At 68.3% G+C, this 12,326-nt stretch carries 11 protein-coding genes; 5 read left to right on the top strand and 6 right to left on the bottom strand.

Annotation, left to right across the window (positions count from 1 at the left end; genetic code table 11):
* Positions 1-3: 3 nt before the first annotated feature.
* Positions 4-1,947, bottom strand: a complete 1,944-nt coding sequence (locus tag AC07O8_RS05290) for an autotransporter assembly complex protein TamA (RefSeq protein WP_495047046.1) — start codon at positions 1,945-1,947, stop codon at positions 4-6.
* Complete coding sequence (locus tag AC07O8_RS05295; RefSeq protein ID WP_495047047.1) at positions 1,944-3,137, bottom strand: vWA domain-containing protein; 1,194 nt, start codon at positions 3,135-3,137, stop codon at positions 1,944-1,946. Before AC07O8_RS05295 ends, AC07O8_RS05290 begins: the two co-directional genes overlap by 4 nt.
* Before the next feature lie 131 nt (positions 3,138-3,268).
* Between AC07O8_RS05295 and AC07O8_RS05300 the strand changes: the two genes are divergently transcribed.
* On the top strand, positions 3,269-4,561 hold the full coding sequence (locus AC07O8_RS05300; protein ID WP_495047048.1) for an EAL domain-containing protein: 1,293 nt from the start codon (positions 3,269-3,271) through the stop codon (positions 4,559-4,561).
* Between the two features lie 84 nt (positions 4,562-4,645).
* A complete protein-coding gene (locus AC07O8_RS05305) occupies positions 4,646-5,470 on the top strand; it encodes an MHFG family PEP-CTERM protein (RefSeq protein WP_495047049.1) in 825 nt (274 codons plus the stop codon).
* On the opposite strand, the gene AC07O8_RS05310 is transcribed toward AC07O8_RS05305, so the two are convergent.
* From AC07O8_RS05310 to AC07O8_RS05325, 4 genes are read right to left on the bottom strand one after another with little or no spacing between them, the layout of a single operon-like run.
* Positions 5,415-7,565 carry a S9 family peptidase gene (locus AC07O8_RS05310; protein WP_495047050.1) on the bottom strand — a complete coding sequence of 717 codons (2,151 nt, stop codon included), beginning with the start codon at positions 7,563-7,565 and terminating at the stop codon, positions 5,415-5,417. The genes AC07O8_RS05305 and AC07O8_RS05310 overlap by 56 nt on opposite strands.
* Positions 7,565-8,173, bottom strand: a complete 609-nt coding sequence (locus AC07O8_RS05315) for a GNAT family N-acetyltransferase (protein WP_495047051.1) — start codon at positions 8,171-8,173, stop codon at positions 7,565-7,567. Before AC07O8_RS05315 ends, AC07O8_RS05310 begins: the two co-directional genes overlap by 1 nt.
* Before the next feature lie 58 nt (positions 8,174-8,231).
* Complete coding sequence (locus tag AC07O8_RS05320) at positions 8,232-8,456, bottom strand: hypothetical protein (protein ID WP_297531985.1); 225 nt, start codon at positions 8,454-8,456, stop codon at positions 8,232-8,234.
* A 22-nt stretch (positions 8,457-8,478) separates the two neighbouring features.
* Complete coding sequence (locus tag AC07O8_RS05325) at positions 8,479-9,321, bottom strand: AAA family ATPase (RefSeq protein ID WP_495047052.1); 843 nt, start codon at positions 9,319-9,321, stop codon at positions 8,479-8,481.
* An 88-nt stretch (positions 9,322-9,409) separates the two neighbouring features.
* Between AC07O8_RS05325 and AC07O8_RS05330 the strand changes: the two genes are divergently transcribed.
* From AC07O8_RS05330 to AC07O8_RS05340, 3 genes are all read left to right on the top strand, one after another.
* Positions 9,410-10,153 carry a c-type cytochrome gene (locus AC07O8_RS05330; RefSeq protein WP_495047053.1) on the top strand — a complete coding sequence of 248 codons (744 nt, stop codon included), beginning with the start codon at positions 9,410-9,412 and terminating at the stop codon, positions 10,151-10,153.
* A gap of 144 nt (positions 10,154-10,297) precedes the next feature.
* On the top strand, positions 10,298-11,578 hold the full coding sequence (locus tag AC07O8_RS05335) for a cyclic di-GMP phosphodiesterase (RefSeq protein ID WP_495047054.1): 1,281 nt from the start codon (positions 10,298-10,300) through the stop codon (positions 11,576-11,578).
* 551 nt (positions 11,579-12,129) lie between these two features.
* Positions 12,130-12,279, top strand: coding sequence for a hypothetical protein (locus AC07O8_RS05340; protein WP_495047055.1), 150 nt, complete (start codon positions 12,130-12,132; stop codon positions 12,277-12,279).
* Positions 12,280-12,326 lie beyond the last annotated feature (47 nt).

Genomic DNA, 12,326 nt, shown 5'->3' on the forward strand with positions numbered 1-12,326 from the left:
GGATTACAGGTTGATGCCGACGCTGAAATGCAGGCGCCACTTGTCGACCAGGTTGCCCTTGGCGAAGTCGAAACGCAGCACGCCGACCGGGCTGCGGTAGCGCAGGCCGGTGCCGTAGGCCCAGGCGGGGTGGAAGTCGCCCCAGTTCTGGGCGGCCTGGCCGGCGTCGAGGAACACGGCGCCCATCAGCTGCGGGATGCGGGGGGTGAGCGGGTGCGAGACCTCGACGCTGCCGTTGAGCATCACGCGGCCGCCGGTCTGCGCGCCGGTGGAGTTCACCGGTCCCAGGTCGTTGTAGCCGTAGCCGCGCACGCTGTCGTCGCCGCCGGTGCGGAAGCGCAGCGCCTCGGGCAGGCCCAGCTTGCCCTTGGCGAAGATCTGTCCGCCCTCGAGCCGGGTCGAGAACAGCCAGCGCCCCGACAGCGGCGCGTACCAGTAGATCTTGCCGGTCGCCCGCGCGAACGGGCCGTTCTTCTCCGACGAGCTGTCGGCCCAACCGCCGCCCACCGTGGCCGTGGCGCTCCAGCCCTTGGTCGGCAGCACGCGCGAGTCCAGCCGGCGCCAGGTCATCTGCTGGTTCAGCGACAGCGCGCCGGCCACCGTCGTCGGGATGTCGGGCTTGTGTTCCCAGGCGCGGATCACTTCGATGTAGGTCAGCCGGTCCTCGGGCTCCGTTTCCTTCGCATAACCGAAGCGCGTGCTGAGGTTGAGGTTGACCTGGTCGTTGTCGTCGATGCGCTCGACCTTCACCAGCGCCAGGCTGCGCTGCATGTTGGGCTGCGGGTGCGAGCTGATTTCCGTGTCCAGCGCCTGGCGCACGCGGGACAGCTCGAGCTTGCTGCGCTCGCGGATGTTCAGGCCGAAGGGCTTGCGGTGCGTGTATTCGATGTTGGCGCTCGGACCGTCGACGGTCCGGTAACCGACGCCCAGCACGACCTGCTGTCGCGCGGCCTCGCGGATCTTCACGGTCACCGGCACCTCGACCGTCTCGGCGCCGGGCGGCGGCGTGACGCTCTCGGGTTGGATCTCGACGCTGGCGCTGTCGAACAGCTGCGTGCCCACCAGCCGCTCCTGGAAGTCGAGCAGCAGCTTCTCGTTGTAGGGCTGGTGCAGCTGGTAGCCGGCCAGCCGGCGCACGCTTTCCTCGGGCTGGTGGTTCAGGCCCTCGACGGTCAGCTCGCCGAGCGTGAACAGCGGACCGCTCTCCAGCGTCACGGCGATGTCGACCTGGTTGTCGTCGGCCTGCACGACGGCCTCGCTGTGCGTCATCCGGGCGAGCGGATACCCCTGCGCCCGGGCGCGCGTCAGCAGCGCGTTCTTGGCCGCGGCCCAGTCGCCCTGGCTGAAGCCGGTCTGCGGCGGCAGCAGCCAGCTCTGCGTCAGCGTGCGGTCCAGCGCGGTCGCGAGCTTGTCGCCGCGCTCGCTGGCGGCCTTCAGCGGCCCCTCGATGCGCAGGTCCATCTGACGGACCAGCGCGCGCGGGCCGGTGTCGACGATCAGGCGCAGGTTGCGCACGCCGTCGGACAGGTCGCCCACCTCTTCGGTCCGGACCTTGGCGTTGAAGTAGCCGGCGGTTTCCAGCAGCTTGGTGGCCTGCTCGGGCGCGACGGCGGCCAGCCGGCGCAGCTCGCCCGCGGTCAGCCGCATGTCCTCCGGCGTGTCGCGGAAGCGCGCCAGGTCCAGGTGCTCCAGCAGCAGCGCGCGCAGCTCGGGCGGCGCCTCCACCGTCAGCTCGTAGGCCGAGAGCTTGCGCGTGCTGGTGACATAGGGGTTGTTCACGTCGGCCTCTTCGGTCGCCGCGACCTTCACCTGCGCCTTGCGCTCGGTCGGCAGCAGCGAGCAGCCGCCCAGCAGCGCGAGCGCCGCGACCATCGTGAGGATCGGCGGCAGGCGCCGCAGCCATCGGATCACCGGAAGCTTCGCGATCGTCGGAACTGTCGCCGTCATCGATTGAGCACGCGCATCGCCTGTTCGAGGCCGCCCATCGTGAGCGGCATCATGCGTTGCTGCATCAACTGCTGGATCAGGGAGATGCTCTGGCGGTACTGCCAGACCCCGGCCGGTTCCGGATTGATCCAGACGTGCTTGTTGAAATGGGCGGTGAGCCGCTGCAGCCATTCGGCGCCGGCTTCCTCGTTGTTGTACTCGACGCTGCCGCCGGGCTGGAGGATCTCGTAGGGGCTCATGGTCGCGTCGCCGACGAAGATCAGCTTGTAGTCCCGGTTGTACTTGTGGATCAGGTCCCAGGTCGAGGTCTTCTCGCTGAATCGGCGCCGGTTGTTCTTCCAAACAAAGTCGTAGACGCAGTTGTGGAAGTAGAAGAACTCCAGGTGCTTGAACTCGCTCTTGACGGCGGAGAACAGCTCCTCGACGCGGTGCACGTGCTCGTCCATCGTGCCGCCGACGTCCATCAGCAGCAGCAGCTTCACCTTGTTGTGGCGCTCCGGGATCATCCGGATGTCGAGCATGCCGGCGTTGGCCGCCGTCTTGTGGATGGTGTCGTCCAGGTCGAGTTCCAGTTCCGAACCCTCGCGCGCGAAGCGCCGCAACCGGCGCAGCGCCACCTTGATGTTGCGCGTGCCCAGCTCGATGTTGTCGTCGTAGTCCTTGTAGGCGCGCTGGTCCCAGACCTTGACCGCGCTGCGCTGGCCGCCCTGTCCACCGATGCGGACGCCGCGCGGATTGGCCCCGCCGTTGCCGAAGGGGCTGGTGCCGCCGGTGCCGATCCAGCGGCTGCCGCCTTCGTGGCGTTCCTGCTGTTCCTCGAGCCGCTGGCGCAGCGTGTCCATCAGCTCGTCCCAGTCCAGGGCCTTCAGCTGGGCGAGCTGCTCGGGCGTCAGCTCGCGCTCGAGCTGCTTCGTCAGCCAGTCCTGGGGCAGCGCCTTGAACAGGTCGCCCATCAGCTCGACGCCCTTGAAGTAGGCGGCGAAGGCGCGATCGAACTTGTCGAACAGCGCCTCGTCCTTGACCAGCGAGGTCCGGGCGAGGGCGTAGAACTTGTCGACCGTGGGGCCGCTGCCGCCGATGTCGGTGTCGTCGAGCACCCCGGCCTTCATCGCTTCGAGCAGGGTCAGGTACTCCTTGACGGAGACGGGCAGCTTGGCGGCGCGCAGCGTGTAGAAGAACTGGATCAGCATGGGCCTCCCCCTGGACTCCGGGGCATCAGGGCATTATCCATGCCGCCCGGCGGGCCGCAGGCGTAGCATCGGCGCCAAACACGGCTCTGCGGTCGCGGAACCGCGCAGCCTCCAACGTTGGGGTCGGGCGAATGGATCACGGGCAAGGCGGCGGCGACGACAACGCCGAAGTCGAAGGCATGCTGCAGGCGCTGTACGGCGCCGTCGGCGAGGAGCGCGGGCGCTGGGTCGGCAGTTTCCAGAACTACCGGCTGACCAGCGCGTTCCAGCCGGTCTACAGCTATCCGCATCGGCGGCCGGTCGGTTATGAAGGCCTGATCCGCGTCGAGGACGAACTCGGCCGCCCGATCACGCCGGTCACCGCCTTCGAGGGCGTCGGCAACTTCGAGCAGCAGATCTGGCTGGACCGCCTGTGCCGGCTGCTGCACGTGCACAACTTCGTCGCGCAGCGGCAGCCCGACTGCTGGCTGTTCCTGAACATCCATCCGGCCGTCTTCATGCATGCGGCGCTGCAGGTGCGCATGCTGGCGCGCGCGGTCGAGGTCGTGCATCAGCTGGGCCTGCCCACGCACCGGCTGGTCTTCGAGGTCACCGAGGACGTGATGGCCCGCGACGACAGTTTCGAGGAGGCGGTCGAGGCCGCGCGCGCCACCGGCTGCCTGCTGGCGCTGGACGACTTCGGCGTGGGGCATTCGAACTTCGATCGCATCTGGCGGATCCGGCCGGAGATCGTCAAGCTGGACCGGTCGCTGCTGATGCGTTCGCGCGGATCGCGGCGCATGGCGCGGGTGCTGTCGCAGATGGTGGCGCTGCTGCACGAATGCGGCTCGCTGGTGCTGCTGGAGGGCATCGAGACGGCCGAGGACGCGCAGCTCGCGATGGATGCGGACGTGGACCTGGTGCAGGGTTTCGCCTTCGGTCATCCGGCGCCGTTCCTGCGCGACGGCGAGGGCGTGTCCGCGCTGGAGGATGTCTGGAGCCTGTTCAACGAGCGCCAGGCGCAACTGCGGCGCGACCACCTGGACCGGCTGACGCCGTTCCGCACGGCGCTGGCGCTGTCGCTGCAGGCGGTGCAGCAGGGGCGGCCGCTGGCCGAGGCCTGCCAGCCCTTCCTGAAGCTGGAGGGCGCGCAGATGTGCTACCTGCTGGACGATGACGGGCGGGAGATCGGTGCGCGCGCGGTGCCGGCCTCGGGTCCGGCGGAGGTCGATCCGCGCTTCCTGCCGATGGAGCGCGCGGGCGATGCGCGCTGGGCGCGCCGCCCCTACTTCCGTCGCGCCGTCGAGACCGTCGGCGAGATCCAGACCACGCGCCCCTACCTGAGCCTGCACGGGGCCAGGATGTGCGTGACGGTCTCCGTCGCCTACTGGCAGGACGGCCGTCTGCGCGTGCTCTGCGGCGACCTCGACTGGGACGAGGTGTAGCAAGGCCTGCCCCCCGGGTCCCGGACTTGCCGAAGAACCCTCGAGTTCAACTGTGCCGAGGTCCCCCAGGGCCATCGCCCTCCCATGTCAAGACTGCAGACCCTGCTGGCCGCGCTCGCGGTGGGGGCGCTCCTCGCCCATGTGCCTGCGCGGGCCGCCGCGCCTGAGGCCTGTTCATGGGACCGTCCCGGACACGACAGCTTCATGGGGGACGTGCCCGCGGCGGTCGACCGCTACACCGACATCCGACCGGAGTTGCGGGAGCGTCTGAAGGCGCGCATGCGGGCGCACGACTACGACGACATCGTCGAGATCTCGCGCGATCGCATCGAGGGGAATGCGGGCTACGAGCCGCAGATCCGGGACATGCACTTCGGTCAGGGCCGCGTCTGCGCGAGCGTGAGCCGCGATCGCTGGTCCGACGACCAGCGCGAGCGCGCGCTGGTCTATTGCGAGGGCGGCGCCTGCGTGATGGTGCCGACGGTGTGCCGCAACGTGAGCCGCATCGCCCGGGTCCCGGGCGGCGGCGGCGGGCCGGTGCCGCCGGGCGAGGGCGAACTGCCCTTCGATCCGCCGGGGGCCGGTGCGCCGACGCCGGTGCCCGCGGACGTGCCGCCCTTGTCGACCGTGCCGCCGTCCTCGCTGACCGGCATCCCGGACATCCCGCCCGGATCGTTCGCGAGCCCGCCTCGGATCTCGATCGGACCGCCGTCGGCCGGTCCGCCGATCTCGGTCCCGGCGCCGCCGATCTTCGTGCTCCCGCCACGCGTCGAGGAGGTGCCGCCGCCGGTGGTTCCGGAGCCCTCGACGCTCGCGATGGCCGCCGCTGGCCTCGCGTTGCTGACGCTGGTCGTCAGGCGCGCTTCTTCTTCGACACGGGCTTTGCGTCGACCTTCTTCTCTGCCTTGATCCCGGCCTTGGCGGCGGTCTTCGAGCCAGTCTTGACCCCGGCCTTGGCGCGCCCCTTCGCGCCGCCCGTGTCGTGGCGCTTGAGCCAATCGAAGAACTCGCCGTACCAGAGCCGGGAGTTGCGCGGCTTCATGACCCAATGGTTCTCGTCCGGGAACCAGACCAGGCGGGCGTCGACGCCCTGCGCCTTCAGCGTGTTGTAGTAGGCCAGGCCCTGCGCGTCGGGGACGCGATAGTCGAGCTGGCCATGGATGACCAGCGTCGGCGTGTTGAAGTGCTGCGCGTAGCCGATCGGGCTCTGGGCCGAGACCTTGGCGGGATCTTTCCAGTACGCCGTTCCCAGCTCCTTGGCGTGCCACAGGTAGGCGTCGTTCGCGAACATCGCCGTCCAGTCGAAGCAGCCCGCGTGGCAGATGTAGGCCTGGTAGCGGCCGGCCGGCACGTGGCCGTTCATCCACGCGACCATGTAGCCGCCGTAACTGCCGCCCGTGGCGAAGACCCGCGCCGGATCGGCCCAGGGCTGCTTGAGCAGCAGGTCGGTCGCGATCTCCACGTCCTGCAGTTCCAGCTCGCCCCAGCGGCCGGTGATCGAGTCGGCGAAGCGGTTCCCGAAGCTCGACGAGCCGTGGTAGTTCACGCAGGCGACGACGTAACCCTGCGACGCCATCGCCTGGTGGTTCCAACGCCAGTGCCAGCTGTCGCCCATCGCCGTGTGCGGACCGCCGTGGATCAGCTGCATCAGCGGCACCTTGGTCTTCTGCTTCGGATCGAAGCCCGGCGGGTGGTAGAGCCACATCTGGACGAGCTCGCCGAGCGCGCCCTCGTACCAGAGCTCCTCGACCGTGCCGAAGCGGAACGTGGCGAGCGCGTCGTCGTTGAAGGACTCGATGCGGTGCAGCACCTGCTCCTCGGCGTCGCCCTCGCGATCGACGACGGAGACCTGCGGCGGGAAGGACGCGCTGTCGTGCAGCACGACCAGCGTACCGGCCGCCAGCGCGAACGCGCCGACGTGGCCGCCCTCGCACAGCGGGAACGCGTGCAGCGTCTTCACGTCGAAGCGGTAGAGGTGGCGGCGGCCCTGTTCCTCGGCGCAGAAGAGCACGCCCAGGTCGTCCTCGTCCCAGCGCAGCGGGGCGGTGACGTCGTGGTCCCATTCCTCGGACAGCACGGCCCAGTTGCCGTGCGTGTCGAGCACCGCCAGCTGCTGCGGCATCGTGTGCTTCAGGCCCTGATGGGTGGCGATGAAGGCGATGTGCTGGCCCGCATGGCTGTAGACCGGCGCGACGAAGTCCCAGCCCGGCTCCTGCAGCAGCACCTGCGACCGGCCCGATCTGACGTCGATCTCGGCCAGCGCGTTGCGGTGCTCCAGCGTCTTGGGCGTGTGCGGGTCGAAGCTGAACACGATGCGACGACCGTCGGGCGAGATGTCGAAGGTGTCGGCATCGGGCTCGGCGCGGCTGAGCTCGAAGTCGGTGCCCTCGAACAGGTCGCGGACCTCGCCGCTGGCGACCTCGAGCACGTGCAGGTGCGGCACGCGGTTCATCGGCAGCGAATGGTCCCAGAAGCGGTAGAAGCCTTCCTCGGTCACGTAGGCCGATTCCTTGCGGTCCTTCTCGGCCTTGCGGCGCTCGGCCTGCGCGGCCTGGCCCTTCAGGCCCGGATCGACCCAGGACACGAAGGCCAGGCGTTGGCCGTCCGGGAACCACTTGAAGGACTCGACGCCGAAGGGCTGCTTCGTCACGCGGCGCGCCTCGCCGCCGTCGGGCGGGATGACGTAGAGCTGCGGCGCCTCGTCCTTGTCGCCTTCCTGCTCGCGCCGCGCGATGAAGGCGACGGCGTCGCCGGTCGGGCTCCAGCGCGGCTGGCCGTCCTTCTCGCCGGCGGAGGTCAGCGGGCGCGGCTCGCCGCCCAGCGTCGACAACAGCCACAGCGAGGTCGCGCCCTTGTTCTTCTCCATGTCGTGGCGCGTGACCGGCACGACGGCCTGCGCGCCGTCCGGCGACAGGCTCGGCGCGCCGATCCGTGCCAGCGCCCACAGCGCGTCGACGTCGAAGGTCTTCAGTTCGGCGGATTGCTTTTTCTTCGAGGTGGCCATCAGGCGCTCCGGGGCTTGTCGATCAACCACTGCAGGTGGGTCTGGATGGTCGGCCATTCGGCCGCGGTGATGCTGTAGACGGCGGTGTCGCGCGGCAGGCCGCTGGGCATGATCACGTGCGCGCGCAGGATGCCGTCGAGCTGCGCGCCCAGGCGCTCGATCGCGCGGCGGCTCTGCGTGTTCAAGCGGTTGGTGCGGAACTCCACCGCGATGCAGTCCAGGGTCTCGAAGGCGTGCTTCAGCAGCAGCAGCTTGCACTGCGTGTTCAGCCCGCTGCGCTGGCTGGACGCGCGGGTCCAGGTCGAGCCGATCTCGACGCGGCGGTTGATCGCGTCGATGTTCATGAAGGTCGTCATGCCGGCGACGCGGCCGTCGGCGTCGAAGACGGTGAACGGGTTCATCGATCCCGCGTCGCGCAGGGCGAGCCGGCGGTCGATCTCGGCGCCCATGCGCTCGGGCGCGGGCACGGTCGTGTACCAGAGCTTCCAGAGCTCGCCGTCCGCGACCGCGTCGACGAGCGCCTCGCGGTGGTCGTGCGAGAGCGGCTCGAGCCGAGCATGCGGGCCGGTCAGCGTGACCGGCGCGGTGAAGGGGGTGGGTGCGGTCATGAAGCGAGCCGACCCTCGGCCGGCGGTTCGAGGGGATGAGAACGGGGCGGGCGGCGCCTCAGCCCTTGTTGCCGAGCAGCAGCCGGCGCAGCGCCCAGCGGCAGCCGCCCATGCCGACGAGGATGGTCAGCAGGCCCAGGATCTGCGTCGGTCCCCAGCCGGGTTGGCCGATGAATTCCCATCCGAGCGCGCGGCCGGCCAGCAGGCCGATCACGCCGCCCCCGACGAAGCCGAGCGCGTCGGCCAGCGCCGCGCGCCAGGCGGTGTTGAAGTCTTGACTCATGCGGGGATCGTACGGGCGGCGGTCAACGGTTGCGGCTCTGCATGTAGACGAGTTTCTCGAACAGGGTCAGGTCCTGCTCGTTCTTCAGCAGCGCGCCCACCAGCGGCGGGATGGCGACCTTGTCGTCCTGCGTCTGCAGGGCCTCCAGCGGGATGTCCTCGGCCAGCAGCAGCTTGAGCCAGTCGATCAGCTCCGAGGTCGACGGCTTCTTCTTCAGCCCCGGCAGCTTGCGCACGTCGTAGAAGGTCTTCAGCGCGGCGGCCAGCAGGTCCTTCTTCAGGCCGGGGAAGTGGACGTCGACGATGGCCTGCATCGTGTCGGCCTCGGGGAACTTGATGTAGTGGAAGAAGCAGCGGCGCAGGAAGGCGTCCGGCAGCTCCTTCTCGTTGTTGGAGGTGATGAACACCAGCGGCCGGTGCTTGGCGCGGACCCACTCGCGGGTCTCGTAGACGTAGAACTCCATCCGGTCGAGTTCGCGCAGCAGGTCGTTGGGGAACTCGATGTCGGCCTTGTCGATCTCGTCGATCAGCAGCGCCACCGGCGTGTCCGACGCGAAAGCCTCCCACAGCGTGCCCTTGACGATGTAGTTGGCGATGTCGCGCACCTTGTCGTCGCCGAGCTGGCTGTCGCGCAGCCGGCTGACCGCGTCGTACTCGTACAGGCCCTGCTGGGCCTTGGTCGTGCTCTTCACGTGCCACTGCAGCAGCGGCAGTCCCAGGGCCTTGGCGACTTCCTCGGCCAGCAGCGTCTTGCCGGTGCCCGGTTCGCCCTTGACCAGCAGCGGCCGCGTCAGCGTGATGGCCGCGTTGACCGCCAGCATCAGGTCGGGCGTGGCGACGTAGTCCGGGGAACCTTGGAATTTCATGAGGGGCTTCTCTAGCGCAGGGGGTGAAAACCAGTATATAGGGCCCCCCCTATAATCGCGCCGCCCCAAATCCTAGAAGATCGGGACCATGAGAAGACAACTGCAGATCTCCCTCGCGTTGATGCTGGCCGGTAGTGCGTGTGTTGTGGCCGCTCAGTCCAACGCTTCTTCGTCGCCCGCGCCGGGACAAGCGCCGGCGACGTCCAATCCCGCGACCGCAGGGTCCGCCGCAACACCTGGCCCCCAGGCCGCACCTGGGCCGCAGGCCAACGTGCAGGCCAAGGTGGCGATGTGCATCGGCTGCCATGGCATCCCCGGCTACCAGGCGACCTTCCCCGAGGTGCACAAGGTGCCGATGATCGCGGGCCAGAACGCCAAGTACATCGCCTCGGCGCTGGCGTCCTACGCCAAGGGCGACCGCAAGCACCCGACGATGCGCGGCATCGCGCTGCCCCTGGCCGACAGGGACATCACCGAGATCTCCGAGTACTACGCCGGCCAGGCCAAGGTCGACCCGGTGCCCGCGACCGTCGAGGCGCCCGCCGACATCAAGAAGCTGCTGGACAAGGGCGCGTGCGCGAGCTGTCATGGCGCCAACTTCAGCAAGCCCATCGACGGCACCTACCCCAAGATCGCGGGCCAGCATGCCGACTACCTCTACGTGGCCTTGAAGTCCTACCAGATCGAGGGCAAGCCGTATCACGGACGCACCAACGCGGTGATGGCGGGGCAGGTGAAGCAATTCAGTCACGCGGAACTGAAGCTTCTGTCGCAGTATTTGGCAGGCTTGCCGTCCGAACTACGTACAGTCCCGCAATCGCGGTTCCGTTGAAACGTGGCAGGCTGTGAGCCAGCCTCGGGTTCAAGCGAAAGCAGTAGCAAACCGCCCACCGGGGCGGTTTTTTATTGCCTGTTCTGACTGTGCGTGCGCCGAGGAGGGCGCCATACTGTGTTGTCCTGGACGAAAACGCCAGTCATGCTGAAGAAGATCCCCACGCCCCAGGTGAAGCTGGGCATGTTTCTGCAAGGGATGGAAGGGTCGTGGCTGTCTCACCCCTTCTGGAAGACGAAGTTCGTCCTCACCGATCCCGAGGATCTCAAGGCGCTGAAGGCGAGCGGCGTGCCGTTCTGCTGGATCGACGCGTCCAAGGGCCTGGACGTCGACGCGCCCGAGGCGCCGAAGGCGGCGCTGGCGCCGCCGGCCCCCGCGCCGGTCGATGCGACGGCCGCCGGGACGGTCGCCGCCACGGAACCGCCCGCCGCCCCCGTGGTCCTTGCCGCCGCGCCCCGTCTCGAACTCGGCACCGCGCCCGCGTCGATGGGCGACGAGCTGGAGCGCGCGGCGCAGGTGATGCAGCGCTCCAAGCGCGCGGTGATGCACCTGTTCGGCGAGGCCCGGCTGGGCAAGGCCATCGATGCCGAGCAATGCCTGCCCCTCGTGGAGGAGGTGGCGAGTTCGGTGGTCCGCAATCCTTCGGCGCTGATCAGCCTGGCGCGGCTGAAGACCAAGGACGATTACACCTACATGCACTCGGTGGCGGTGTGCGCGCTGATGGTGTCGCTGGCCCGGCAGATGGGCCTGGACGAGCCGCAGACGCGCGAGGCCGGCCTGGCGGGGCTGCTGCACGACGTCGGCAAGATGATGATGCCGCTGAACGTGCTGAACAAGCCGGGCGCGCTGACCGACGACGAGTTCGCGATCATGCGCGACCACCCGACGCGCGGCTACGAGATGCTCAAGGAGGGCACCTCGGTGCCGGAGGCGGCGCTGGACGTGGCGCTGCGGCATCACGAGAAGATGGACGGATCGGGCTACCCCGGCAAGCTGGCCGGCGAACAGATCAGCCTGCTGTCGCGCATGGGCGCGGTGTGCGACGTCTACGACGCGATCACCTCGAACCGGCCCTACAAGAACGCGTGGGATCCGGCGTCGTCGCTGGCGCGGATGGCGCAGTGGACGGGGCATTTCGATCCGCGGGTGTTCCAGGCCTTCGTGAAGTGCGTGGGCATCTATCCGGTGGGGACGCTGGTGAAGCTGCAGTCCGGCCGGCTGGGGGTGGTGCTGGAGCAGAACGCCACGGCGCTGACGGCGCCGCGGGTGCGGGTGTTCTATTCGACCAAGTCGCAGATGCCGATCCCGACGCAGGTGCTGGACCTGTCGGCGGCCAACGCCGGCGATCGCATCGTCGGCCGCGAGGACCCGGCCACCTGGGGCTTCCAGCGGCTCGACGAGCTCTGGCAGGCGCCGGCCAAATGAACGCGAAGGATCGTATCGGGAGAGACGGTCCGGGTTGACGGCAACCCATCTCGGTGGTCGCTGATGACACAGAGTGGTGGTGCTCCGCAATCTCTGAGGCGAAAGTCTCCTAGTTCAGGCAATGGTTCGCCTGAACCTTCCGCCGGAAGATGCAGACCTCGCGCTGATGAACAGCGCTGTAGGGCATCTGATGGCAGTACTTTGGAAAGATGGCAAGTTGATCCGCCCCTTGGCTGAGCAGGTCGATCCACATCGAATGGCCGAAATGCATCGTGCGGTGTCCATTGCCCATGCATACGGCCGACGATTGGCAGAGCGAGGAGGAAACATCGGACAGGAAGCCTTGGCAGAGCTTGTGTCCAACTATCCCTCGCACTCCTTCGTGATCGACCGCAAGGAGGCTCGCTCATTGTTTCGAAGGGTGTGGCCCGTCGGAGAGCCGTTCCGATCTATCGCGAGTCGCTATGGCGTTTGGCTGTCGACTGGCGCCCGGAGCGCACTGCCCGTCGTGTCTCTTCAAGCCTTTCCATTTGACCTCAAGGACTGTTCTCATGTTCAAGACCCCCCTGCCGTTTGACCTGATCATGCAAGCCAAGCGACGCATGCTGAACCACATCATCGCGTCGAACCCCAGGCTGTTTGAGCCCAATCGGAAGCCGGCCAGCCAGAGGGCGTCCGGAAAGACCCCGACCTCCCGCTGATCCTGCGCTCTCTACACTCCCCGACATCACACGACGTCGGGGAGCGC

The sequence above is a fragment of the Roseateles sp. GW821-FHT09G09 genome (assembly GCF_059415965.1).